26 protein-coding genes, 1 tRNA gene and 1 pseudogene are annotated in these 24,650 nt (G+C 39.2%); 20 read left to right on the top strand and 8 right to left on the bottom strand.

Annotated elements, in window-relative coordinates; genetic code table 11:
• The first annotated feature begins 2 nt into the window (after nucleotides 1–2).
• Nucleotides 3–1,580: an AAA family ATPase gene (locus WA256_RS04220; protein ID WP_335989188.1), complete on the top strand. Its 1,578-nt coding sequence runs from the start codon at nucleotides 3–5 to the stop codon at nucleotides 1,578–1,580.
• Nucleotides 1,577–2,461, top strand: a complete 885-nt coding sequence (locus WA256_RS04215; RefSeq protein ID WP_335989186.1) for an HNH endonuclease — start codon at nucleotides 1,577–1,579, stop codon at nucleotides 2,459–2,461. Before WA256_RS04220 ends, WA256_RS04215 begins: the two co-directional genes overlap by 4 nt.
• A gap of 89 nt (nucleotides 2,462–2,550) precedes the next feature.
• Here WA256_RS04215 and WA256_RS04210 read toward each other — a convergent pair whose 3' ends face one another.
• Nucleotides 2,551–2,793, bottom strand: a complete 243-nt coding sequence (locus WA256_RS04210; RefSeq protein ID WP_335989184.1) for an XRE family transcriptional regulator — start codon at nucleotides 2,791–2,793, stop codon at nucleotides 2,551–2,553.
• A gap of 124 nt (nucleotides 2,794–2,917) precedes the next feature.
• Here WA256_RS04210 and WA256_RS04205 point away from each other — a divergent pair, with 124 nt between their 5' ends.
• The 16 genes and pseudogenes from WA256_RS04205 to WA256_RS04130 all read left to right on the top strand — a co-directional run bounded on the left by WA256_RS04205 (nucleotide 2,918) and on the right by WA256_RS04130 (nucleotide 16,497).
• On the top strand, nucleotides 2,918–3,229 hold the full coding sequence (locus tag WA256_RS04205; protein ID WP_335989182.1) for a hypothetical protein: 312 nt from the start codon (nucleotides 2,918–2,920) through the stop codon (nucleotides 3,227–3,229).
• A 107-nt stretch (nucleotides 3,230–3,336) separates the two neighbouring features.
• On the top strand, nucleotides 3,337–5,364 hold the full coding sequence (locus WA256_RS04200; RefSeq protein WP_335989180.1) for a histidinol phosphatase: 2,028 nt from the start codon (nucleotides 3,337–3,339) through the stop codon (nucleotides 5,362–5,364).
• The gene (locus tag WA256_RS04195) at nucleotides 5,345–5,644 is read left to right on the top strand and encodes a hypothetical protein (protein ID WP_335989178.1); all 300 of its coding nucleotides are present in this window, start codon (nucleotides 5,345–5,347) and stop codon (nucleotides 5,642–5,644) included. Before WA256_RS04200 ends, WA256_RS04195 begins: the two co-directional genes overlap by 20 nt.
• 178 nt (nucleotides 5,645–5,822) lie before the next feature.
• Nucleotides 5,823–6,119: pseudogene (locus tag WA256_RS04190) on the top strand (thymidylate synthase); the annotation flags it as partial.
• Between the two features lie 26 nt (nucleotides 6,120–6,145).
• A complete protein-coding gene (gene galU / locus WA256_RS04185) occupies nucleotides 6,146–7,027 on the top strand; it encodes a UTP--glucose-1-phosphate uridylyltransferase GalU (RefSeq protein ID WP_054562235.1) in 882 nt (293 codons plus the stop codon).
• A 460-nt stretch (nucleotides 7,028–7,487) separates the two neighbouring features.
• A complete protein-coding gene (locus tag WA256_RS04180) occupies nucleotides 7,488–8,024 on the top strand; it encodes an SPOR domain-containing protein (protein WP_062566763.1) in 537 nt (178 codons plus the stop codon).
• A gap of 73 nt (nucleotides 8,025–8,097) precedes the next feature.
• Nucleotides 8,098–8,706 carry an SPOR domain-containing protein gene (locus WA256_RS04175; protein WP_130166610.1) on the top strand — a complete coding sequence of 203 codons (609 nt, stop codon included), beginning with the start codon at nucleotides 8,098–8,100 and terminating at the stop codon, nucleotides 8,704–8,706.
• Between the two features lie 111 nt (nucleotides 8,707–8,817).
• On the top strand, nucleotides 8,818–9,417 hold the full coding sequence (locus WA256_RS04170; protein ID WP_175082323.1) for a DUF4402 domain-containing protein: 600 nt from the start codon (nucleotides 8,818–8,820) through the stop codon (nucleotides 9,415–9,417).
• An 18-nt stretch (nucleotides 9,418–9,435) separates the two neighbouring features.
• Nucleotides 9,436–9,903, top strand: coding sequence for a DUF4402 domain-containing protein (locus WA256_RS04165; RefSeq protein ID WP_062566766.1), 468 nt, complete (start codon nucleotides 9,436–9,438; stop codon nucleotides 9,901–9,903).
• Between the two features lie 8 nt (nucleotides 9,904–9,911).
• The gene (locus WA256_RS04160) at nucleotides 9,912–10,703 is read left to right on the top strand and encodes a fimbrial biogenesis chaperone (RefSeq protein ID WP_062566767.1); all 792 of its coding nucleotides are present in this window, start codon (nucleotides 9,912–9,914) and stop codon (nucleotides 10,701–10,703) included.
• Nucleotides 10,704–10,723: 20 nt separating this feature from the next.
• Entirely contained in the window at nucleotides 10,724–13,690 is a 2,967-nt protein-coding gene (locus WA256_RS04155; RefSeq protein WP_335989172.1) for a hypothetical protein, read from the top strand.
• A gap of 13 nt (nucleotides 13,691–13,703) precedes the next feature.
• Nucleotides 13,704–14,306, top strand: a complete 603-nt coding sequence (locus WA256_RS04150) for an SPOR domain-containing protein (protein ID WP_165385088.1) — start codon at nucleotides 13,704–13,706, stop codon at nucleotides 14,304–14,306.
• A 54-nt stretch (nucleotides 14,307–14,360) separates the two neighbouring features.
• Nucleotides 14,361–14,954 (top strand): FlgO family outer membrane protein, encoded by a 594-nt coding sequence (locus WA256_RS04145; protein WP_055020737.1) that lies wholly within the window; start codon nucleotides 14,361–14,363, stop codon nucleotides 14,952–14,954.
• Between the two features lie 14 nt (nucleotides 14,955–14,968).
• The gene (locus WA256_RS04140) at nucleotides 14,969–15,643 is read left to right on the top strand and encodes a FlgO family outer membrane protein (RefSeq protein WP_055020685.1); all 675 of its coding nucleotides are present in this window, start codon (nucleotides 14,969–14,971) and stop codon (nucleotides 15,641–15,643) included.
• A gap of 3 nt (nucleotides 15,644–15,646) precedes the next feature.
• Nucleotides 15,647–16,312: a FlgO family outer membrane protein gene (locus WA256_RS04135; RefSeq protein ID WP_062566771.1), complete on the top strand. Its 666-nt coding sequence runs from the start codon at nucleotides 15,647–15,649 to the stop codon at nucleotides 16,310–16,312.
• Nucleotides 16,313–16,422: 110 nt separating this feature from the next.
• Nucleotides 16,423–16,497, top strand: a tRNA-Arg gene (locus WA256_RS04130).
• 25 nt (nucleotides 16,498–16,522) lie between these two features.
• Here WA256_RS04130 and WA256_RS04125 read toward each other — a convergent pair.
• The 3 genes from WA256_RS04125 to WA256_RS04115 all read right to left on the bottom strand — a co-directional run bounded on the left by WA256_RS04125 (nucleotide 16,523) and on the right by WA256_RS04115 (nucleotide 20,163).
• Nucleotides 16,523–17,587, bottom strand: coding sequence for a zinc-binding dehydrogenase (locus WA256_RS04125; RefSeq protein ID WP_304636837.1), 1,065 nt, complete (start codon nucleotides 17,585–17,587; stop codon nucleotides 16,523–16,525).
• A gap of 181 nt (nucleotides 17,588–17,768) precedes the next feature.
• On the bottom strand, nucleotides 17,769–19,202 hold the full coding sequence (gene nhaD, locus WA256_RS04120) for a sodium:proton antiporter NhaD (protein ID WP_082422933.1): 1,434 nt from the start codon (nucleotides 19,200–19,202) through the stop codon (nucleotides 17,769–17,771).
• 232 nt (nucleotides 19,203–19,434) lie between these two features.
• Complete coding sequence (locus WA256_RS04115) at nucleotides 19,435–20,163, bottom strand: glutathione peroxidase (RefSeq protein ID WP_209327640.1); 729 nt, start codon at nucleotides 20,161–20,163, stop codon at nucleotides 19,435–19,437.
• Nucleotides 20,164–20,272: 109 nt separating this feature from the next.
• On the opposite strand from WA256_RS04115, the gene WA256_RS04110 reads away from it, so the two are divergent.
• Entirely contained in the window at nucleotides 20,273–21,172 is a 900-nt protein-coding gene (locus WA256_RS04110; protein ID WP_217874749.1) for a LysR substrate-binding domain-containing protein, read from the top strand.
• Here the strand turns inward: WA256_RS04110 and WA256_RS04105 are convergent.
• Nucleotides 21,155–22,345: a flagellar assembly protein FlgT gene (locus tag WA256_RS04105; protein WP_269408103.1), complete on the bottom strand. Its 1,191-nt coding sequence runs from the start codon at nucleotides 22,343–22,345 to the stop codon at nucleotides 21,155–21,157. The two genes, WA256_RS04110 and WA256_RS04105, sit on opposite strands and share 18 nt — an antisense overlap.
• A 110-nt stretch (nucleotides 22,346–22,455) precedes the next feature.
• On the opposite strand from WA256_RS04105, the gene WA256_RS04100 reads away from it, so the two are divergent.
• Nucleotides 22,456–22,914: an LPP20 family lipoprotein gene (locus WA256_RS04100; protein ID WP_062566776.1), complete on the top strand. Its 459-nt coding sequence runs from the start codon at nucleotides 22,456–22,458 to the stop codon at nucleotides 22,912–22,914.
• 113 nt (nucleotides 22,915–23,027) lie between these two features.
• On the opposite strand, the gene flgN is transcribed toward WA256_RS04100, so the two are convergent.
• The 3 genes from flgN to flgA form a co-directional block, all read right to left on the bottom strand.
• Nucleotides 23,028–23,459 carry a flagellar protein FlgN gene (gene flgN / locus WA256_RS04095; protein ID WP_054562224.1) on the bottom strand — a complete coding sequence of 144 codons (432 nt, stop codon included), beginning with the start codon at nucleotides 23,457–23,459 and terminating at the stop codon, nucleotides 23,028–23,030.
• On the bottom strand, nucleotides 23,452–23,772 hold the full coding sequence (gene flgM / locus WA256_RS04090) for a flagellar biosynthesis anti-sigma factor FlgM (protein WP_054553314.1): 321 nt from the start codon (nucleotides 23,770–23,772) through the stop codon (nucleotides 23,452–23,454). The genes flgN and flgM overlap by 8 nt, the downstream gene beginning before the upstream one ends.
• 78 nt (nucleotides 23,773–23,850) lie before the next feature.
• Nucleotides 23,851–24,555: a flagellar basal body P-ring formation chaperone FlgA gene (gene flgA / locus WA256_RS04085; protein WP_058586425.1), complete on the bottom strand. Its 705-nt coding sequence runs from the start codon at nucleotides 24,553–24,555 to the stop codon at nucleotides 23,851–23,853.
• Nucleotides 24,556–24,650: the final 95 nt, after the last annotated feature.

Below are 24,650 nucleotides of genomic sequence, written 5' to 3'. Positions count from 1 at the left end.
GGATGAATTTTATTGTTTTAAATAGTTACGGGCGAGCACCTGCTACAGCCATAGATACGGCTTATTTAAGTGTAGATAACTGGAACGACTACTCCTTTGTAACAATGTTTTATTTAACGGTTTTTGATAGTTCAGGAACAAAACATGACATTGGTAATGTGAAGATTGCTTACAAAGGGCAGACAACCGAGACAAAAACTTACTCAACTTTGGGGAATGCCTTTTCCTTACTAACAGATCAATATTTTTCGTTAGGTACAGATACTGAATATTACAAAAACCTAAATAAGCTCAGTGCCGAACTTAAAAATAGCCTTCTATCTGCATTGCAAGACATTGTATATAAGCCAGAAAAGTTAAAAGAAATTGAAGATGAAGAAGTATTAAATACATCTCTTTTCCGTGGAGTTACCTTATCGGACGTTCATGGTCAGTTCTCAAGAGTCCTCGCAGGCTTAGCTGAATTATCCGATTTCAATTTTAATTTTATACGACAAGGCTTAGATGATTTTTGCGATTTGAAAATACCATTCGGAGTGAAAGTCGGATCAGTTCCTAGTACAAATATCCATGCTTTTATCGGGCGTAACGGTTGTGGCAAAACAACTATTTTGAACGGAATGATTAAAGCCATAACCGAACCTGAGAACGAAAACTATTATTTTACTGAAAATAACTTTTTTACTGAGTCTAGAATTCCAAATGGATATTTTCGGTCTCTTGTTTCAGTGTCTTTTAGCGCTTTTGATCCATTTACTCCACCACAAGAACAACCCGACCCAGCCAAAGGTACTAAGTATTTTTATATTGGGCTTAAAAATAGAGAAAATGATAATGAATTAAATTCATTAAAAGATCTGCGCAAAGATTTCATTTCGGCACTAATAGGTTGTTTACGTAAAGACGACAAAAAAAGACTTTGGCTTGATGCGATTGAAAAACTAAGTAGCGATCAAAATTTCGAACACATGGGGCTAAGCATCCTAAATACTCGGTATGCTAATTTACGACAGTATCACCCCAACACCCAGGTCGATAGTGATGAGTTTAAAGAGTTGTTTTTTCAAGATATACAAAGCTATCTAAAGCGAATGAGTTCAGGCCATGCAATTGTTTTATTTACTATAACAAGGTTAGTCGACACAGTTGGTGAAAAATCGCTAGTCTTATTAGATGAGCCAGAGGGTCATTTACACCCTCCCTTGCTTTCTGCATTTCTGCGTACATTAAGTGACCTACTTTATGTCAAGAATGGCGTAGCCATCATCGCAACACATTCCCCTGTTGTTTTACAAGAAATACCTAAATCCTGCGTATGGAAAGTTATTCGCTCAAGGGAAGTTATAGGTATAGAAAGACCCGATATTGAAACGTTTGGAGAAAATCTGGGCGTGTTAACTCGCGAAGTTTTCGTGCTCGAAGTATCGAACTCTGGATATCATTCATTACTTACTAAATCTGTTGAGTCTGGAGCCTCATATGAGGAAATATTAGATGAGTATAAGGGGCAAATAGGTCTAGAGGGACGAACAGTGTTAAAGGCAATGGTGTTAAGTAGGGATGCAAGAACGATAGGATGAAGAAGTTAAACCTACCAAGTATCTCGTTTACTGAAATGTTGAATAAATGTGCAGAAGGAATGGAGCAAATACATGTTCGCAATAACTTCATTTCAGTTTTTCCAACGTTTCATACGAAAGAGCGACAATATCAAGCGTTAAGTTTGACGGGTAACTTGTATACCTACCCAAGAGTAACTCCTTTAGCTAATACTACGCCTGTTATAGGTCATCTCACCAAAACAAAGCTAATCAATTTATATGAAAATAACTTACGGAATAAAGATAAACCTGCAAGGGATTATTACGATGCATTACTAGTTTCTTCTGGTGAGCGTTGTCCATTTTGCGGGGATATTGGTCACACCAAGAATTTAGATCATTTCTTACCTAAAGCCCACTTTCCTGAGTTTTCAGTAATGCCTCTTAACTTAGTTCCGTCATGTCGTGATTGTAATATGGGTGAAAAAGGCCAAGCATACGCGACCGTTGAAGAAGAGCAAGCCATTCACCCATATGTTGATAAAGATATCTTTTTTCAGGAACAGTGGGTATATGCAGAATACATTAATGAAAATGACGGTGCTTTACGTTACTACGTTCAATGTCCTGATGTTTGGAGTCAAGAAGATAAAAATAGGGCTGAAAATCATTTTAACGAACTTGATTTGAGTAATCGATATCGCCTGGAAGCAGGAAAGCATTTAAGTGAAATTATTGACCAAAAAAGAGCTTTTGAAGCAAGTGTCATTAGATTGGCTCCAAATGTGTCAGCTCAAGCGATAAAAGATGAGTTCATAAACTCAAACCTAATGCCTATAGTGAACTCAAATCAATTTCCTAACCATTGGAAAAAAGTAATGTACCAATGCTTAGCAAATTCAGCCTCATTTTTCGAATAAAAAAGCACGCTATTGACTGGCGTGCCTTAAATTGTATTTTGTGAGATTTTTTCAGAAATTCACTAACCTTCGTGGGTCACGAAAACTGTCTACTTTTGCCTAACATTTAGTTTATCTATGCCTTTCTTTGAATCAAGCTTTAGTGCTTCACAGTACTGAACATATTCAAAAACGTTAAGTTTCCTCTCGCAAGTTTCAACTTTAACCACAAACTGATGCGGCTCATCTAAAAGCTTACCTAAATCGCGCACGCTCAAGCCCTGCTCTATGCGAGCAGTCTTAAGCCAATCAATTAAGGCTTTATAACGAGAGTTATTGATATGTTTGATCATTTCCGCATTTTATTACCTTTCCCTGTTGGCACCAAACTAGTGCCGGTATACAATAGCCTCCCGGCACCAATATGGTGCCACTTATTATATCGAAAATTAACTTATTGTCAGGAGAACAAAAGTAATGGGAAAGAAGTGTGATGAGATTGTATTTAATGAATTTAGGCAATTGTTGATAGCCGGTGCAGTTTGGGTATCTATGAATGTCGAGAATCATTTTGACCCTTCAGATGGCTTACGGTCCCATCTAAGGAACTTTAGCAAGGAAAACTGCTTAGTAAACCCAGGTATTGAAAAAGTTTGGTCATCCTTAAAATATGTTTACTTGAAAGAAGGACTAGAAGGGTTGATGAATATCATTTCGGGCAATTACGACTTTGATTTTCTATGGTTAAGTGAAATCAAAGATTTTCAAAGCATAGAAGAAGATTTCTAGGCTAGTTTATGTGCTAAAGTTAATCAATGAGGCTCTAATTGCATTAATCTAGATATCGTGATTAACTTTTAGGGAGACTATACAAGCGATTTGAAATGGACTTCAAGATGAAAAAAGTTGACCTTCACATTCATACTGTCCGAACTGAATCGGATGCTAGATTTACATATTCACTAGCAACGTTGAAGCATTATGTAGAAGCTGTGGGGTTGGATTGCATTGCTATCACAAATCATAATGTATTTGATTTATATCAGTTCAACGAAATTAATGAAAGCCTAGATATAACTGTGCTCCCAGGGATTGAAATTGATCTGGAAAATGGCCATATGCTTTTGATTTCCGACAACCAAGAGTTGGAATTATTTTCCGAGAAATGCCAGAGGATTACTGAGCTCATATCATATCCAAACCCGAATATAACCTTAGATAATTTCAAAGCTATATTTCCAGATTTGGGACGATACATCCTTATTCCTCACTATGATAAGACCCCAAAAGTTAAACAATTTGTCATTGATGATCTCTCAAATTTCATAACTGCCGGAGAGGTTCAGTCAGCAAAGAAGTTTATCAATACCTATAAGCAAAGTGATGATTTAGTACCTGTATTGTTTAGTGACATGAGGATGGGCGAAAATATCACTAACTATCCCTTTAGATACACTTGCCTTAATATTAGTGATTGTGATTTTAGAAGTATAAAACTGGGAATATCGAAGCGGGAACATGTTAGTTTAACTGAAGAGGAAGGTAATGACTTCATTGAAGTTATGAATGGTGATGTCAAAATTTCCACAGGGCTGAACGTCATCTTAGGTAAGCGTTCATCAGGTAAGTCATATACGCTCAACTCAATATATCAAGGTGCTGGAGAGGATGATGTAAAGTATATCAAGCAGTTTGAATTACTCGAAAGTGATGAGGGTCGTGACAAGAAAGACTTTGATGACCATATCAGTAGGAATCAAAGCGACGTAACCGAAAGGTATTTAAGCCTACTAAAGATTGCAATAGATGATATTCAGACAATTGACTTGAGGAATGATGATTATCAATTGGAGAGGTTTGCTAAGTCTCTTTCGGATAATGCTAACAATCAAACTAGAAAAGATGCTTATTCAAAAGTAGCTTTATTTTCAGAAACTTTATTTCCTGAGAGAGACAGTAGTAGTCTCGCCAGTCTTATTTCTTCCGTTCAAAACCTGTTAAATAATTTAGAATATAGTCCTATTGTCGAGAAGCATCTGTCTAGAACTAGCCTTATTGCCTTGCATGCCGACTTGGTTGCTAAATATAAGCAAGAAGAGTCGGATAGAAGAATAAAGAGATTCACTAACGATTTAATATTGAGTATTAAATCAAGCCTAAACGTAAAAACGACTTTGACACCTATAGAGCAAATAGATCTGAAACAGATTGCTTTAAATAGAGTTAAAGTGCAAAGGTTCAACGAGTTAGCTGAGCTCGTAAAGCTAGACAAGCGGATTGATAAAAAAGAACTGTATGGCTACAGCGTTGTAGCTGAAAGAAGCCGGTTTAAAAATGCGACCGAATTACAGCGGGTAATCAAGCGCAAATTAAGTTTGGTAGAAGCATTCGGTTATTACGATGATCCGGTGGCCTACATCGAGAAGCTCAGAGAGTCAGGGGTAGAAGATAGTGAAGTTTATAAATTAATCACCAAAGTTAATTATCGAATTCTGAATAAATTTGGGGATAGTGTTTCCGGAGGTGAGCGTTCAGAATATAGATTATTGAGAAAGTTAAATGACGCCAAAAATTATGACATTCTATTAATTGATGAGCCAGAGTCCTCTTTTGATAATACTTTCTTGTTTGGTAGTGTTAACTCAATAATTAAAGACTTGTCAAAGCAGATGCCTGTAGTTGTTGTAACCCACAACAGTACAGTTGGTAGCTCGATCATACCAAACTACATTATATATACAGAAAAATCTCAAACTGAGGATGGGCTAGTATACGACATCTACTCAGGACGCCCCACTGATAAGTACCTTTACACAAAATGTGGAAAAAGCATAGAGAACTATATCGTGCAAATGGATTCACTTGAGGCTGGTGAGTCCCCTTACGCAAAAAGAAGTGCTGACTATGAAACTATTAAGAATTAATGAGACTACAGACATTCCGCAATTCACCACAAATGGCAATGATTGGAGAAACATTGATGAGATAAACAAAAATGACATATCAGATATGCTAAACCTTTGTATTAAGGAAGATGTTAGTTTAGAAAATATTGATTGTTCTCAGATTAAGAATCCAGCGCAGAAGATTATTTTCACTAATATTTATAATAAATTCAAAGAGTTCATAGATGATAAAGTGAATTTCAAAGATCAAATCGAGGGGTTGTATAAAGAAGCGATGGAAAAGTATAGGGTTGATTGATGAGTGCTAACTCAGCCTCGATTATGAGGCTTTCTAATGCGTATCAATATTAGGAAATTAAGTGCTGTTTTCCTGTAAACTATATATAATGACAAAAGTTGCAGCTGGTCAGCCTTAATATTCTTTGGAATGTCGCATTTTATAGTGAGTTGACCAGATTTAATGGGGTTAAAAACTTTTGGGTTTGAACTTTAATCAAATTCAATGTTTTGTGTTACTTGCTTTAGTTGCACAAATCACCGGCCACAAACCGGGGAAGGCGTATCATAAAATAGCGAATGCGCATATTTATGAAAACCAACTTGAGTTGATGCGTGATGTGCAGCTTAAGCGTGAGCCATTCGCGTCGCCAGAATTAAAAATAAACCCAAATATTAAATCATTAGAAGACATTGAAACCTGGGTTACAAAAGATGATTTTGAAGTAGTAGGTTATCAGTGTCACGATGCAATTAAGTATCCGTTTTCAGTTTAAGAACAATAAAATTTAAGGAGAAATCAATGAAAGCAGTGATCCCAGTTGCTGGTCTTGGCACGCGTATGTTACCTGCAACAAAAGCAATCCCTAAAGAAATGCTTCCTATTGTTGACCGCCCGTTGATTCAGTACGTTGTGAATGAAGCTATTTCAGCAGGAATTAAAGAAATTGTTTTAGTAACGCATTCAAGTAAAAACTCAATTGAAAACCACTTTGATACCAGTTTTGAGTTAGAAGCAACGCTTGAAAAGCGTGTAAAACGTCAGTTACTTGCAGAAGTACAATCAATCTGCCCGAAAGATGTAACAATTATTCATGTTCGTCAGGGGGAAGCGAAAGGTCTTGGTCATGCGATTAACTGTGCTGCACCTATCATAGGTGATGAACCGTTTGTTGTTATCTTACCGGATGTGATCATCGATGATGTAGCAAGCGACCTTAAAAAAGATAACTTAGCTGAAATGATCCAGCGCTTTGAAACCACCGGTGAGAGCCAAATCATGGTTGAGCCTGTGCCGCAAAACGAAGTAGACAAGTTCGGTGTTGTCGACTTAGGTGATGTAAAAATCAATCAAGGTGAAAGCGCAGCTATTTTAAATATGGTTGAAAAGCCTCCAGTTGATCAAGCTCCATCAAATCTTGCTGTTGTGGGTCGCTATGTATTGAGCAAAAATATTTGGCCATTACTTGCAAAAACCCCAGCCGGTGCAGGCGATGAAATCCAATTAACAGATGCCATTGCCATGCTCATGGAAAAAGAGATTGTTGATGCTTACTCAATGAAGGGGAAAAGCCATGATTGCGGTAGCAAAATTGGTTATTTAAAAGCCATAGTTGAGTTTGCACTGCGTCGTGATGAATTCAAAGGTGAGCTTACAGACTTCATAAAGTCGCTGGTTAAATAAGCAATTCAAATTACCTAATTGAAAATTATGTAAAAAAAGTGTCTATATGGCACTTTTTTGTTATTTACATGTTCCTCCCAATTGTCGATTATTACCCAATAAAGGATTTTTCTGATATACCTAAGTCTTAACGCATTGTTAAGATTAAAGATCAGTGAGATGCTTATTTACCCCTGTAGGATAGTTAAACTCAGCTATACTTATAAAAATACCTATGTAAAGACGGATTTTTATTGCTTTAGGTTGTCTAATATGAAAACTTAAGTATTAGGGTGTCATTAAGTTTTTATTGCAGTTAGTTAAGCACTGTACTGAAAATATTATAATAACAAATAATGTGTTAGAGTTTTCTTATGCAATGTCGTAAATCACTTTTATGGTTTTTGTATAGGTAAGTGCTAACAGATAGACTTCTTTAAAAAGAAGCAAATTTTTAATGGTACGTTTAAGAATCCTACTTATGAAATATTGCTCAAAACCTTTGCGTTACAGTATATACCTGTTGGTGTTATTGACTGTGTCTGGTTGCAGTAATAAGGCATTTCCTGATATCTCTTTTAACAAGCTTCCTGTTTTCAATGTTGTTCAGTACCTTAGTGATGTAACGCTAATGCAAAACTCATTTTTGTTGGCGCAAACCCAAAGTGAACCTGTCAGTACAGTGCTAGAACAGGCTGATACTTCTCAAGCACTATCAAGCGACTCTAAAGACTCTGTTAAACCTGACTATGCATTTGCTTTGCAATTAGCGTCTGTTAATACGGAACAAGGTCTTGCTTATACATTAAAGAAAATGGCTAAACGAGCACCCAGTATTTTTCAAGGAAAGCCGATACTTAATGTTGAAGTCGCTGATGTAAATGAGCATACCTACTATCGACTTAAGTTTGGTGGCTATAAGTATTTGAAAAACGCGAAAGCTGATTGTGAAGCGATTAAACGACAAGGCATTGATTGCTGGGTAAGTAACTACACTGACAACCGAATTTATTTTTAGCGTCAAATATTCACTCTAAAGGTGGCATTTTTATTGCTAAGATTTAAGTCTGTTTTTTAGAATTGACGTCACCATGCATTTTTCTATTTTTTCTAAATATCTACTGATAACCATCAGCTTAACTGCTCTAACAGCATGTATGATGAGCCAAGAGCAAGCCCAGCCAGCTTACACTGAGCAGCAAGTACAGCAATTTGCTGCCGAGTGGCAAAATAAACAACCTAGTATTGAACGTCTTGCGTTGATGGAAAAAGACCTTGCGTTGTTAATCGAAGTGCTTTCAGCCAATAGCGATTTAACCGCACAACCATCACAATTTGAGCCACAAAATGATGTGATTATTCATCAAAGCGAACAAACGCAAGTACAGCAAACATCATCCACAGACTCACTTGAGGCGATTATTGCAGCAAACAAAGCGGCTGAAGCGGGTGTGCAATTAGGTTTATATTTAACGCCGAAAAAAGTTAGTTATCAGGTCTTAAAGCTCAAACGTGATTATCCTGCTGTTTTAAATGGCCTTGATTTTCGTTTTAAAACACGAGAGCAAAAAGGCGTAACCGTGTATGGGTTAAGGGCCGGTCCATTTGCAAATTATACTCAGGCTACTGCATTTTGTGAGATAGCCAAAAGAATGGGGCAAACCTGTGTGACGGCACCATTTATTGGAGAGATGCTTTAAGCATCTTTCCTCTTAAAAATTAGGTAATTAATCTTAAAGTATTTGTTCTAGAGGTCGATAAAGCTTAAGATACAGAAAAATGGCTTAGCCATTTAATTATAAGGACTTAATATGAAATTACCTCTTTCTTTACTTTCTCTTAGTGTTATTTTCGCCTCATCAACTGCCTTTTCTGCTACTGAAACTTTTCGTGCTGAAGTTACAGTTCAAAACACTGTTGTTTTGACCAAAGATAGTGACCTTAATTTTGGGACTATTCGTGCTGTTGCAGACCCATCTGGAAACGATCGAGCAAGGCTTACAGTTAATGCGACACCAAATGCTAGTCCAATATCAGTAAGTACCAATAATACAGAAAACGCTTTATTTGCTGTCATTGAAGATGGCGAGCCTGCGGCGTTTACTGTGTCTGAAGCTGTTCCAAATGCTATTTTATCGATTACTGAGCCTACTCAGACTCAGTTAGAATTTGAAGATGGACAAGATACTGACCGTCCTGACTTTGAAATTGGTAATTGGTTATTCGTTATTACTAGCGGGCCAAACGCAAATGCGAACTACAATTCTGGTACACCTAACTTACAGGTTGCGCAAGACGGTACTGTGTCATTCAATATTGGCGCAAGCTTAGATACATCAGATCGTACTACCACAAAGCCATATGCTGATGGTGTTTATGCGGGGACTTTTCAAATCGAAGTCGCTTATTAATTATTTTAGGTAATTTTTATGCGCTTTTTGCTATTAGCCACTGTGCTATTTTCTGTTTTCTCTTTGCCTCTACAAGCAGCGAGCACAGAGCAACAAGCGCTTGATTTTGGCACTCTTGTTATTTTAGCTAATACAAATACCAGCTCTGTAATTGTCAAAGATGATGGCAGTATCAATACTCAGGGCTCAGTTTATGTACTTGAAAATGGCCACCCAGCAGAATTATTACTTACTGACTTTCCTGCCAGAACCCAACTAACTATGAATCTAGTTGCTCCAGTTGACTTAATACATGATGTAGATGGCAACACGAGTGCTGAGTTTTCTGTGCGCCTTAATGGTTTTCCTAAATATGTGATCACCAATGAGTTTGGTGAGGCAAAAGTATTTATTGGCGGTATTTTAACAACAGATCGTAGCGCTAAAGCATACGCAGATGGTCATTACTCTTCTTCAACTTATTTAGAAATATCGGTCGATTACTAAGGATAGATATGTTCGCAAAACGTCTTTTATGTGGACTCTTTTTTGTTTTATTCAGTCAATATGCAACAGCAAATTTACTTATTTCACCAACGCGGGTTTCATTTGATGAGCGCCAACGTAGCGCAAAAGTCACCGTCATTAATAGCTCAGATGAATATAGAACATATCGCGTGGTATGGAGCGAAAAATTAGCGCTCCCCGCAGGTGGTTACCAAACATTGAGTGAGCCTGTAGCAAGGAGCCTTTCACCAATGACGCGTTTATCCCCAAAGCAAATTCGCTTAGCACCGGGCGAAAGGCAAACGATTAAAATAGCAATTAGAAAGCCTAAGAATTTGGCTAAAGGGGAGTATCGTTCTCACTTATTGTTTCAAGCATTACCCAATGAAGTGAAAAGCACTAAACCAGGTATTAAAGTGAACATGATAATGAGTTTTAGTATTCCAGTTGTATATCGTGAGCAAGGCGAACAACCGAATGTTAAAATTAGGGACGTTAAGCTGGTTGAAGACTCTATTAATAAAAAACTTAGTCTTGCAGTTAAGTTAACCGAAAGCCAAGGCTTTAGTAGTTATGGGAGGCTCAGTGCGTATGCAACTAATACAGCGGGTAAACAAGAGAAAATCGCTGAAATTGGTAACTTGAGTTTGTACCCTGAAGTCAATGAAACAACAGCTTACCTAGCTCTATTTACCGATAAAAAACTACCGAAGAAAGGGCCTATTGAGATTAAATATGAAGGTGCTGATGAGTATGAAGGTATAGTTTTTGACTCATATTCATTTGCTATTCGACATTAGGGATTAATGCGAAAAAACTTATGAATCGCTTATTTGCGTTAGGGCTTATGCTATTAAGCCCTATTAGCTTTGCTAATTCGACTGTGAGTACAGAGGATGTACTAGCTAGACTCAATGCCATAAAGGCTAAGCTAAATGGCGAACAGCTTCATGCTCCACAATCAAAGCATACACCTGCTGTCAATCATTCTGCAGACACCTTAGACACCCAGCAGCGAATTGCGACTGGGGAGTTTTTGCTATTTTCAATTTATTTAAATGAAAATTACCTCGGTGAGATTTTTGCCCTTAAGTCTGATCAAGACATATTGCTCGGGCTTTCAGGGCTAGTTGATATCTTACAATTAGCAATCAATGTCGATTTATCGGCCGAGAGGGCAGAAGGTTGGTTCATCAACACTAATAAAACCTTTCAATTAACAGCTCAAAAAGAGCTGATTACAGATAATAAAAAGTGGCAGCTTACTGAGCAACAAATTAGTGTTGACGATGATATTTATATTGAGGCAGCAGTACTTGCAGAGGCTTTAGAATTTAAGCACCGCTCTGACTACGCAAGCTTAGAGCTACATATTGAAACTGAGTCTGTTTATCCGGTTGTCGCCCAAGCGCAGCGTCATAAAAAACAACTGCAAAGCTATAGTACTCAAAAACAAGCAACCTTACCTTGGAAACCAAGCCCATATCAGGCCTTATCAGTCCCTGTGGCTGACTTACAATTGAATTATACCCAAGATAATGATGGCAGTCAGGCAAGTTACTCATTACTTGGCTCGCAAGATTTTGCATATTTAACGATGGAATACTTTTTATCGGGTCGTGAAAGTGATTTATTGAATAACTCAAGGCTAACTTTCTCCAAGCAAGATGTGAATAATCAATTGTTAGGTCCACTTGCTGCAAGTCTTATTGAAGTAGGTGATGTCACAGCTACTCAAGTTGGCAGCCGTTATAACAACCAATACGGTCGCGGGGTTAAAATTTCGAATTATCAACTAGGGCAAGCTATTGATAATAATCGGGTGAATCTAACTAGTGCAGTACAGCCAGGTTGGGATGTTGAATTATATCGTAATGGCATTTTAATTGATCAGCAGCTGAGCTTGACTGATGGTCGCTATGTTTTTGCTGATATTGATTTACTGTTTGGTGAAAACAGCTTTGAGTTGATCTTTTATGGCCCACAAGGACAAGTAGAGCGAAAAACTGAATATTACTACATTGATGGCACGCAGCTTGAGCAAGGGGAAGCTGTTTATGAGCTATCTGTTTCAGAGCAAGGTGAGCAGTTACTTGGCAGCAGTAACTACAGTGCCAACAAGGGCTGGGTTGCTGCAGGGCGATACCAATATGGTGTGAGTGATAACATTGCCATGTATTCAGGCTTCATGGCGCAAAAACGAGAGCAAGATGAGCTATATCATGTTGCTCTAGGAACGAACCTTAGCTTGTTAGACAGGTTTTTGGTTAATCTGGAATATGAAGAAAACAATCAACAACAAAGAGAATTTGAATTAACAACAAGAACTAAATTGGCTGATCAGTCTTTGCTATTCAGCGCAACGAACCGTACTGATAATCAGAATGGTCGAGATATAACGCTGAAAAGCTATCAGTTTGATATGTCTGGTGAGCTGATGAAAAATGATTTTGGGCGGCTTAATTATCAGAACAACTTTCTGATTCAACATGCACAAAGTGGTGATTTAAAGCAAATTTATAACCGTTTAAATTACAGCTATGCAAACGTCTCTATAAATAATTTATTGCAGTGGCAAGACTTAAGTGTTGGGCAAGAAAGTGTTGATGGTACGACGCGTTTACAAACACGCCTAGGTAGAGTGTATAGTCGATTTGGGGTTAATTATCGACTCTCTCCGGTTAGTGAAATAGTGAGTTATGAAGCTGAGTTTAGCAGAAGTTTAGGCCCAAGCTTACAAACAGAACTAACTTTAAGGGATTCTCTAGATTACGATGTTCAGTCTGCCGAATTAGGATTAACGTGGCAAAATGACAGGATTAACTTAAGCAGTAATGTTAATTACGACAGCAATGATCAATGGCAAATTCGCTTAAATAGTCGATTTAGTTTTGGCTTTGATAGTCAATATAATCAGCCATTTATGAGTAATCGAACATTGACCAATACTGGTAGTTTGATGGTTAATGTGTTTTTAGATGAAAATGATAATGGCCTTAAAGACTACAATGAAAAAGGCTTGGCGGGTGTTAAAGTAAAAGGCTTACAAAATTATCGCCAAGCTATTACCGATGAACAAGGTATTGCGATTCTTTCAGCTATGCCAGCTAATCGCACAACAGATATAGTGCTAGATCGTGACAGTTTTTCTGACCCTTTTATGATCCCCGCCCACGATGGTTTCTCCATAACACCACGAGCAGGTTTTGTTGAGTACATGGATTACCCAGTAAATAATGCCAGCGAAATAGAAGGTACTGTTTATCAGCAAACAGAGCAAGGCTCTAATGTTCAACCTTATGCCCAAATTACTTTAGTGGATGAACAAGGTAATGATGTAGCTACTACGCAAGCGGCTTATGATGGCTATTACTTGTTTACTGATATTAAACCCGGTAAGTATAAAGCGGTTGTTGATAAGCAATACCAAGAGCAAAAATCACTGACCAGTGCTCAAACACACAAAATACAATTATCGCCTAAAGGTGATGTGCTGGTGGGGGTTGATATTACTTTGCGATCACTCGAAAAGCGCCAAGGATATATAGCGAGTATTGGCAAGTTTAATTCACTGAAAATTTTAAAGGTGTATTACTCATTGGTGAAACAGCGTTTGTTACAGCAAGGGTTACATAACGCTTTTTATATACACGATAAAGCAAATGCACACTACACGCTTGCGATAGGCTTTGACCCACAGTCTGCAAACGAGCTTGAGCAGCAATGTGTGCAGCTAATATCACAAGCAATTAAATGCCATGTAACAGAACAGCATGTTCAACACTAGCAAGGAGCAAATTATGGTTTTTACTACTTTTCAAAATCTGAAGAAAGTATGGTTAGTCTTACTGGTTACTCCTATCATTGGTTGCCAAAGCATGTCAGAGCCACAAGTGAGTGAAGAAAACTTAGTAAAAATTAGCCAGCAAGAGCTTATAGAGCTTAGGCAGTCGCATCAACAATTCCAAGCGATGAAGCCAGAGCTTGAGCGCTTGCTGACAATAGAAAGTGAGTTAACCTTACTCACTGAACAACTTACTTTGCTAAATGCGCAGCAAACTGAGCCTGAAAAGACTAAAAAGTCATCAGTAACCGCACCTCAGTTTATAGCTGAGCCTACAGCCAAATTTGCACTACAACTTGCTTCCGTAACAGAATTACCTCGACTAACAGCTCGCCTTGCTGAAATTAAAAAACAAGCGCCGGCGCTATTTAATGGCCAGTTTATTGCTAATGTAGAGTCAGTAACAGTGAATGGCAGCACTTTTCATCGTTTGAAAATTGGTGCATATCAACAAAAGCAGCAAGCAGCTAATGATTGTAAAAAGTTAGCATCAGTCGGGGTGGCATGCTTGGTATCACATTATGTACAGAATCCGCTTGATTTATCCCATCAACAATAATACTTAGGCATAATTATTGCTTTGTACTTACTAAGTTTAGTGAGGATGGCAATTATGCGCCTGTTATTTTATTCAGTTTTTTTAGTGTTGGTGGGTTGTAGCTTAACTGAAGAGCCACAAAAAACGCCCCCTAGAGAAACCCCAAAATCGCCGATGGCACCTTATACGGTGCATCAATACGTTGCTGATTTAAGTAGTCAGCTGAGCCGTATTCAAGGCCCTTACAAAGGCAATGCACGTATTGCTGTGACCAGTTTTTATATGGCTGATGGCTTAGGTACTGATTTAGCTGAAGATCAGGGCAGTGGCTTGAGTCAGCAAATTCAAGAAAGTTTATTAACGCAATTTACTCAGCTTGGTTTTCATACCATTGAGTATCGATTAGAAAATACTTTAAATTTGCAGCAATCGGCCGATAGTGTACTTAGTCGTGATGTAAATACCTTACGTCAACGTCAGAATATTGACTTTGTTATTACCGGCACACTGACGCGGCAACAACATGCCTACATAGTAAATGCCCGATTAGTGAATACCAAAGATCTGCGAATTGTGTCAGCAGCAAGCACTGAGATCCCTATCAATGTAATGTGGGGCGCTGAAAAAGTTCAGCAACGTGATGGCCAGTTGTATCGAAGCGAATATTAAGAGGAACTCATTTAATGAAACGTTTAATTTTAACTTTATGTTTGCCGTTTGGCTTTGGTTGCTCGTCAATGTTAACTGGTGATGCAACACAACACGAAAATGATCCTCAGTTAGCTGCACAAAGAGAAGTCGCCGCGCCGCATAGTAATGACAGTGTGTTTCAAACCAATCAGGCGGTAATGAATAACAGCACTTTTACAGCAGCCCCAACTCGTAAAAATATCAATCACTATGTACGTGGCATCATGCAGGATTTAGTTGAAAACTTGCAATATGTTAGTGATAACACGCCGGTTGCTGTTTCAAGCTTTGTGTACCTTGATGCAGATTACAACTCAACAAATTTGCTGGGTAATCAAATTGCCGAAAGCTTCATTCATGAACTTCATGCGTTTGGTGTGCCTGTCATTGATTTTAAAACCACGGATTATATGCGTGTTACGCCAACTGGTGATTATGTTTTCAGTCGTGATTATTTAGAGCTTAGCCAAGACCAAAACTTCAATTATGTATTGGCAGGTACTTTGGTTAATCATCAAAGTGGTGTGCTCGTGAATGCCCGCATTGTTGGTTTAGCAAGCAAAGCAGTTGTAGGGTCAGCGCAAGGTTTTATCCCGCAATCAGTGGTTGATGCCCTTGATAGTACCAACCGCAGTGATGGTATTACACTAAAACAAGCAAGTGAGTAAGCTATGAAAGGTTTTATCTTAGCATCGTTAACGCTCGCACTATCTGGCTGCCAATTGCTGCCAGAGCAATCAGCAGAGCCGCAAAATACAGCTCAAAATGTACCTGCATCAGCAAATACTCAAGTCGATTACGTTGCTATGCTACAAGCGCTTGAACAAAATGATATGCAGCAGGATAACGCTAACCATCGTTTATTTGTGCCTTATCAACATCATAAAACCGTTGTTAATTATGTCGAGCAAATGGCCCTTGAGTTAGTGGATACCATGCAACAAGAAAGCGAGTTAGGAATAGCCATAACTAGCTTTGTTGATTTAGATGCGAGCCTAAAAAATAGCTCTCAACTTGGTAATCAACTCTCTGAAACAATGATGCATCAGCTGCAAAAATTTGGCTTTGGCGTTGTTGATTTTAAAGCGATGGATATCATTAGTGTGACATCACGTGGTGATTTTGTGATGTCGCGAGATGTAGAAGAGTTAGCCGAGCGTCGCATCGCGAGTCATGTACTTACAGGCACACTGATATACCGCCCAAATGGTGTTGAAGTGAATGCTCGAGTAATAAATTTAAACTCAAAGCTGGTTATTGCTAGCGCACAAAAAGTGATCCCTTATTTTGTGCTAAAAAATGAATCAATCAAATCAGCAACAGCTAGCGTTAACTAGCCTCATTATTTTGCCAATCGACTTACTCAAAAGTCGATTGGTTTATTCTCTTGATTACCAAAGCCTTAGACCGTTATAATTTTCTGTAAGCTTTACCTCAGCTTTTGAGTGGCCTCTTAGTTAAATGGATATAACGGCCCCCTCCTAAGGGGCAGTTACAGGTTCGATTCCTGTAGGGGCTACCAAGTTTCTTCAGCAGCCCCAATTAAATTAACCCGTTACTTTTTCAAGCTCGCCTGTGCGCCATGGTTCAATGATGATTTTGATATGGTCGTTTGGTTTAAATAAGGTATCAAACGCACCTTGTACGCCGTCTATGCCGACTTTACCAGTACGCATTTTTTGCCATGCAATTTTGCCTGACGCGATGTTCTCAAGTGATTGTGCAAACTCTTCTGGCTGGTAGTAATAAGAGAAAATAAGGTCTAACTCTTTCACTGTGGCATAGGCAAAGTTAACGTTGAGTGGCGCGGTATGTACACCCGTTACAATGATTTTTGCTTTTGCTGGTGCACGTAAAATGTAGTCGTTCAATAAGCGGCTTACACCGGCACATTCAAAAATAACCACCTTGTTGTTACCCGCAAGTTCTGCGGCTTTAGCAACTTCATCACCTTCCATAGGGTTAACATATTCTGTGGCGCCAAATTCAAGGGCAATTTGTTTTTTGCTCTCTTGTGGATCAGAGGCAATGATGTGTTTTACGCCTTGAAGCTTTAACGCGGCAATCGCGGCAAGGCCAATTGGGCCACAACCAACCACAATGGCAACATCATCATTATTCATTTGTGCGCGGTTCACTGCGTGCAGGCCAACAGCAAGTGGTTCTGTAATGGCTGCTGCTTCTGATGGAACAGCATCAGGAATAGGTAATAGCAAGGCTTCATCAACAATAAAGTATTCAGAATAAGCACCATATAGCCCAGGTGTTACACCTACGCCAGCACCGCCAGCTGAAAGTAAAATAGGCACTGAGGTGACACGGGTGCCTTTCGCTAATTCGCCTTTTGTATTGGGGCCGTAGCTAACGATTTCAGCCGCATATTCATGGCCTAATAACACTTCTTGGTCATCGCCAGCATCTTTTGCCATGATGCCGAGGTTTTTATAGATATCGAATACATCGCTGGTGTGGCGAGTTATATGAATATCTGAACCGCAAATACCGCAAGCTAGGCTTTTTACCAGTACTTGGCCGGGTCCAGGAGTAGGGATATCAATTTGTTTTACATGCAGCTTGCCATTTTGCATGGCAACAGAATTCATTTGGCTCATATGTGTGTCCTCAATTCACCTTATTTGTGAATTATTAGACTAAAGTAAAGCGCCTGCCTTAATCTTGACTTTTTGCGACAAAAACACAGCTTATTACGACATGTCTGTTTATAAACTGGTCATTGTGGAATATTTAAAGTAAAAACCCTCAAAGTGATAAGGGTTTTTACTTTATTAAGGTTTAGCCGAAGTAGGCTGTATTGAGGTATAAATGAGTTAATACTCCAGCAAAGTAACCTAGTAAAATGACCGGCGACCATTTTAAGTGGCTATTAAAGGTGTATATCCCTCGCGCTTGACCCATTAGTGCAACTCCTGCCGCAGAGCCAATTGATAACAGGCTGCCACCAATTCCTGCTGTTAGCGTAATAAGCAGCCATTGACCGTGCGACATATCAGGCATCATTTGTAACACTGCAAACATCACTGGAATGTTATCGACTACCGCTGACATTAAACCAAGAATAATGTTCGCACCGGTAGCAGACCAGTTGTTATAAAGTAAATCAGAAAGTAGCGCTAAGTAGCCGATAAACCCTAAGCCTCCAACACAAATAACGATGCCATAGAAGAACAAGAGCGTGTCCCACTCGGCTCTCGATACACGGCTAAATACATCAAAAGGAACAACGTTACCTAAGCGAGATAAGCGTTCTTTATCACCTTCGCGCTCTGCCATCGCACGCTTTCTGGCAAGAGAGCCGGGGAGTGTCACGCGTAAGAAGTAACCAAAAAATTGTAAATAGCCAAGGCCCATCATCATGCCTACAACCGGCGGTAAACCAAAGGCGGTTTTTAGAACCACGGCGGTGAGTATTGTCAGTAAGAATAAGCACAAAATGCGAAGCGCACCCCGTTTAAGTTCAATATCTTCATCGGCCGTATCCGGGTGACGGTTATTGATAAATAAAGACATAACAAATGCTGGAATAATATAGCTGACTAAAGCTGGTAGGAATAAAACAAAGAACTCGGTAAAAGCAACAACATCGGCTTGCCAAACCATCAGTGTCGTGATGTCACCAAATGGGCTGAATGCGCCACCGGCATTTGCGGCTATTACAATATTGACGCATGACATAGCAATGAAGCGGTTATCATTTGCTGCTACCTTCATTACCACTGCACATAAAAGTAGGGCGGTAGTTAAGTTATCGGCTACAGGTGAAATACAAAATGCCAGTACACCGCTTATCCAAAATAATTGTTTGTAGCTAAAGCCCCTCGCAACCAACCAACTTCTTAGACCATCAAATAAACGACGCTCTTCTAGGGCGTTGATGTAGGTCATCGCAACGAGCAAAAATAGCATTAACTCCGAAAATTCTAACAAGGCGTGACGAAATGCATCGGTGCTAAGATCAGATAAGTTTTGTGCACTGTACTGCCAAGCAATAAGGGTCCAAATAATCCCGGCTGCAACCAATACGGGTTTTGATTTGCGTAAGTGAATTTTTTCTTCGAGTATGACGAGCACATAAGCAAAGATAAAAATAACAAGGCAGATAATGCCAACAGGGTGGGTGAGTAAATCGATAGTACCAGTTGACGCAGCATGAGCTTGGCCACCGAAACATAGCAAGGAAAGGAGCAATCCTTGTGTTAGTTTTTTCATTGTATATTCCAATTAAATCATCTTAATTTCGTTACGGTTTAAGTAAATGTAGCTGCAGACATTTTAGATTCATTCTTTGCTTTATGTAACAAATTGGTAACTAAGATGTTGGTATTTTGAATATAAATACGGGTGATGGCGAGAGCAGACCAGTTATATAATTTATAATTTAATCAATGTGTTGTGGTTTTAAAATAATAAAGGGCTGCAATTAGCAGCCCTAACTTGAAAATTATGCAAAGTGTTTTTCTAAATCGTCAGAGCCACCAATGTGCTCACCGCCTATGAATACTTGCGGAACTGTTTCACGACCAGAAATCGCTTTTAAACTAGTTAGTGAAGCGTGTTGACCTAATACAATTTCTTCGTACACATAACCTTTGGCCTCTAGTAACGCTTTAGCTTTTGTACAGAACGGGCAATTAGGCTTGGTGATAATGCTCACAGATTCTGGTTTTACCTGTGCTGGGTTAATGTATTCGAGCATGGTATCTGCATCAGATACTTCAAACGGGTCGCCAGGCTTTTGTGGCTCGATAAACATTTTTTCGATAACGCCGTCCTTTACCAGCATAGAATAACGCCAACTGCGCTTACCAAAACCTAAGTCGTTTTTATCGACTAACATACCCATGCCGTCGGTAAATTCGCCGTTGCCGTCTGGCAATAAAGTGATATTTTGCGCTTCTTGGTTTTGTGCCCATGCATTCATTACGAAGGTATCGTTTACAGAAATACAGACAATGTCATCAACACCGTTTTGTTTAAATACAGCCGCAAGCTCGTTATAACGTGGCAAGTGAGTTGATGAACATGTTGGTGTAAATGCACCTGGTAATGCAAATAGCACAACTGTTTTACCTTTAAAAATTTCGTCAGTGGTTATTGATTTCCACTGCTCGTCTACACGTGTTGCGAATGTAACGTTTGGTACTTTTTGGCCTTCAATATTGTTTAACATTGTTTTGATTCCTCTTGATTTGTTGAGTGCCATTATGCGATTTAATTTGTGATAGCTCCAATCGTTTGTTTGTATTAATATGATAGGTAAAAGCTATTGGTGGTGTGATATGAATTTAAAAGACTTTGAATACGTAAAAGCGGTTGCGCAATATAAGCACTTCAGAAAAGCAGCTGATGCTTGCTATGTCAGCCAACCGACATTAAGCGGGCAAGTTAAAAAGCTTGAACAAGAGCTGGGGGTTGTTATTTTTGACCGTTCAACAAAGCAGGTTACGTTGACTGTGCAAGGTGAACAACTTCTTAAGCAGATCACACTGATCCTAGATCAAACCCAAGTGCTTAAAGAAATAGCCGCTAGCTCACATGACCCACTAAAGGGTAAAATCAATGTAGGTATTATTCCTACCATTGCACCTTATTTACTGCCAACACTCTTAACTTCGATGAAGCAGGCCTTTAGTGAAACCCAGTTTTCATTTATAGAAATGCAAACAGCGCAAACGCTGGTGGCTCTTGATAATGGTGAGATTGATATTGCAATTGTTGCTGATGTTGCCGATTTAGCGCCTTATCATGTGTCACCGCTTTATAAAGAAGACTTTTTAGTTGCAGTTTCTGAGCAACACGCTTTAGCAAAACATATCGAAGTTGCCTTAGCTCAATTACATGAATGTGACTTATTAATGTTAAACGAAGGGCATTGCTTTAAAGAGCAAGCTGAGCAATTTTGTTTTTCAGCTGGGGTTGAAGTCTCGAACCAATATAAAGGTAACAGTATTGAAACCTTACTCGCGTTGGTGGCAATGGATGATGGGGTAACCTTTGTTCCTAAGCTTGCATGTACACCACGTGAAGGAGTGAAGTATTTAGCTATAACACCAAACCAGCAACGCCAAGTTGTCATTGCAACTCGTAAGCACTACCCACATATAGCTGGTGTTGAGCAATTAGCTAGTTGGCTAAATGCTCATGAAGGCCTACAAGCTCATTTACTCGCTAGCAGCTAATTCAACAATATCGTTAATTTGAATGTTAGGTAGTGGTTGCTTATCTATACTCATGGCAACCGCTGATTGCTGATAAAGCTGAGTCACTTTTACCTGATTAAGTGTAGTGATTTTGTGCGGGAGCTTATTACCCTGTGCATCCGTTAGGTAATTATGATGGGCAATATTTAAAATTTGCCCTTGCTCAAGCCCATGCGCCTTACCCAAGTTGATGATTAGCCTGCCGTTTTCGATATGCAGTATTTTACCTTGCGTGGGTAAGCAGGCCATAGCTGCTTGTAAGTCATAGGTTAGGGTTTGGTTTATATCGCTAATAGCTTGGCCATAGTCAGTTGCCCAAAATCGGTCGCTATATACATCGATGATCTCAGTCTTTTTATACGGCCAAATACCTTCTGTTTGGTAGCTTTTTTGCCAGAGCTTTTCGTAAGTGGTGCCATCAAATAAGACGTAATCTACTTTGTATGCACGCTTGAAACTATCATCTTGCCAAAATGCATAATCGTTGTTGATCTTATGGTTAACCGATAAATCACGAATACGGCTCAGTAATACATATTGCGAGTTACTGCGGCTAGTGACCTCTTCAAGTAGTGCATTACTGTAATCGTATTGCTGAGTGAAAAAATGATCTACTCGCAACGGCATATTGTAATAGGCTGTCGGTTTAGCTGCCATTTGCGTATTACTTAAGCTGGCATATAAGTGTTCACTAATGGCTTTGTTTACGTCAAAAATTTGGCCCATACGCGCTTGCTCGCGATTGGCGAGTTGGCTTTGTGTCACGGCAATAAATTTGGTGTATTGGTTTGCAGGGCATTCTTCTGCTTGAGCAAAAATATCGAGGCGAAGCGTGATGGCATAGGTGTCGTTATGGCGGTCTTCGCTGATCAATTCTATTTTCTGGATTTCACCATGGCTGCTTATTTTCAGCTGATCTTGCGTCAAAACCCCGTCAACTAAGGTCTGTACAGAGGTTACTCGAGCGCCAGAAAACACTAAAGCCTGAGTTATGGCGTCTTTAATGGCGGCAGATTTGGCTTGGCTCGTATCGCCATTTTTTACAACTGCATGGCCTGTAGATTCAAACCACTGAGCTAAGCTATTGTTAGAAAACAAAATTGTAAAGGCTAAGCCAAGGCCTTTTAAGCTGGCTATTGTTTTATTTTTCATGCTGACACCTAGCATTAAAACCAATGAATAACCTAAATGAGCAAGGACTGTACCACAGTGGCATTAAACGTGCATATTTGTAGCCAAAGAGTTTTAAGCGGAAGCAAATTATGCGAGCACTTCTATTCGGTGGGCTGGTTGCCTGCGCAGCATTAACCGGCTGCAGTAGTATTTTTGATAAACATGTAGAATACACTTACATTGAGCCAGATAGCTACCCAGTGCTAAAAGCCGTGGGTTATGCGCCAATTAGTGCTCAACCAGGTAACAATGAATCGCAGCGTACTCTACTTGCGATTAAAGCCTCAAAGCTTGAAGCTTACCGCGAGCTTGCTGAGCAAGTTTACGGGCAAAGAATTTCCGCAGGCACTACAGTGCAAAACAGCATTGCTCATAATGATCAATTACAAAGCCAAGTACAAGGTGTGATCAAAGGTGCACAGGTTATTAAAACCTATGCGGTAGGGGATACCTACGCAACTGAATTACAGCTTGATATGAAGCGAGTGCACGATTTATACATCGGCGAAGTAAAACCGCGCCAAGTGAAAAAAGTAACATATTATTAGGTGCAACTTAGTCTAGTTGTAACCTATTGGCTTGCCGCATAAGTCCAGCAAATTCTGCAAGCATTAAAAAAGCGCGATAACTTAGTTATCGCGCTTTTTTAATGAAATAGTATTTAGGCTTTCAAGTTGTGAACGATTTTCTTATCGCCTTGAATCACGCTGCCGCCTTGGTCGTAGGTCATCGATGATGGTGCACCGATTAAAATATCTTTAAGTTGCTTAACACTCAACTGTGCTTGATGGGCCGCGTGAGCGTTTACATCATTTTTCTTCTTGCAGCTTGCTAGGAGAGTATTTACTTGCTTAATGAGTGCACTTACTTCGTCATCTTGCGATTCGTTGTGCGCAACAAGCTTTTGCACTTCTTTATCAATGGTTTGAATTTGTTGGAGCAAAGAGATTTTTTGTTGGGCAATACTCTTTAATCCGTCACCACGCTTTGCAGCAATGGCTGTCAACTCATCATCTAACAGCGCAGCAATAGACTCCAAGCAAGAAACTTGTTGTGTTAATTTGCTAGCTATTAAATGATTATGATCAGCCATAGACATCAAACTCGAATGCAGCGATGTTCTTTGCTAGCTTTTCAGCATCAATTTGGTATTTACCTTCACTGATTGCCTTTTTCAGCTCAGCCACTTTATTGCTATCAAAGCCAGATGATTGCTCTGCTTTTTCTTGCAAAGATTTTAGCTGTTTAGCTTGAGGAGTTAAGCTCACAGAATCTGCACTTGCTTTTGGTGCGGCCGATTTTGCAGCGGCTGCATTAGCATTATCTTTTTGTAAATCAAGCTTTTTTTGCTTGGTATTTGTCAACACAGAAGGCTGTTGTTGACCATTATTGACATTGCTTACCATAATTTTGACCTATACATTACCCAACATATGCCTTTATATCGGCGGGCACAGCGGATACTTTAGCATAAATATAAAAAATTAAATATTTACTTGTACAGACTCGACCCCATCCACACGTGCATTTAATACTTTACCTGATTTTTTGTTTTTTACACGTACTAATTCGTCTAACGTGCCATCTTCTAGAGCAATTCCGGTGGTTTTAATTCTTAAGCCGCGTAATGAAGCATAGATAGTTACATTATCGCCTTTACAAACCATACAAACCTGGCTCATTACAATCGGACTACCATCACGCAAGTTACGCTTACTGCGACTGCCAATAAGTATAGCCTCATCTTGAACATATTGCGTTCTAACAAATTGCTTTGGCTTCATTTCGAGGCGTAAATGTTCAGGGCGAATGACCTCTCCACGGGCTAAATTAGTGGTAACAACAACCACAGGTTCTAGCTCAATAATGCGCACGTGAACGTATTGGGTCCAACTATTTAAATCTTGGCACTTAAGTTGTACAGTTACCTGCCGATTAAAAGGAGGCTCTGTTGGTAACTCTTTGTTAATTGGTGACTCACATAACCTCTCAGGAATGCGACTATCTAATGGTAAAGCACTAATTTGAGGTGTGGTGTCCAGATCAGGGAGCTGCTCGCTAACAAAATCGATGGCGATTTGTTGAAGTTGCTCGGTATTATAAACTTCTGCCTGTAGTTGTGTTGTAAACAACAGGCTAGTAAGAAAATAAAAAACACTGTATCTTCGGCTTTTTTTTAACAAACTCATATTGTTTCGACTATGCTTATGGTTGAAAACAAGGTATAAATATTTTGCGTCAAAAAACAGACGCTTTGTAACCTTATGTAGCTTTAACACAAAGA

Origin of the sequence: Pseudoalteromonas sp. CH_XMU1449-3 (assembly GCF_037027245.1) — a bacterium.
GTDB lineage: Bacteria > Pseudomonadota > Gammaproteobacteria > Enterobacterales > Alteromonadaceae > Pseudoalteromonas > Pseudoalteromonas shioyasakiensis.
This window is presented reverse-complemented; position numbering and strand designations above follow the sequence as displayed.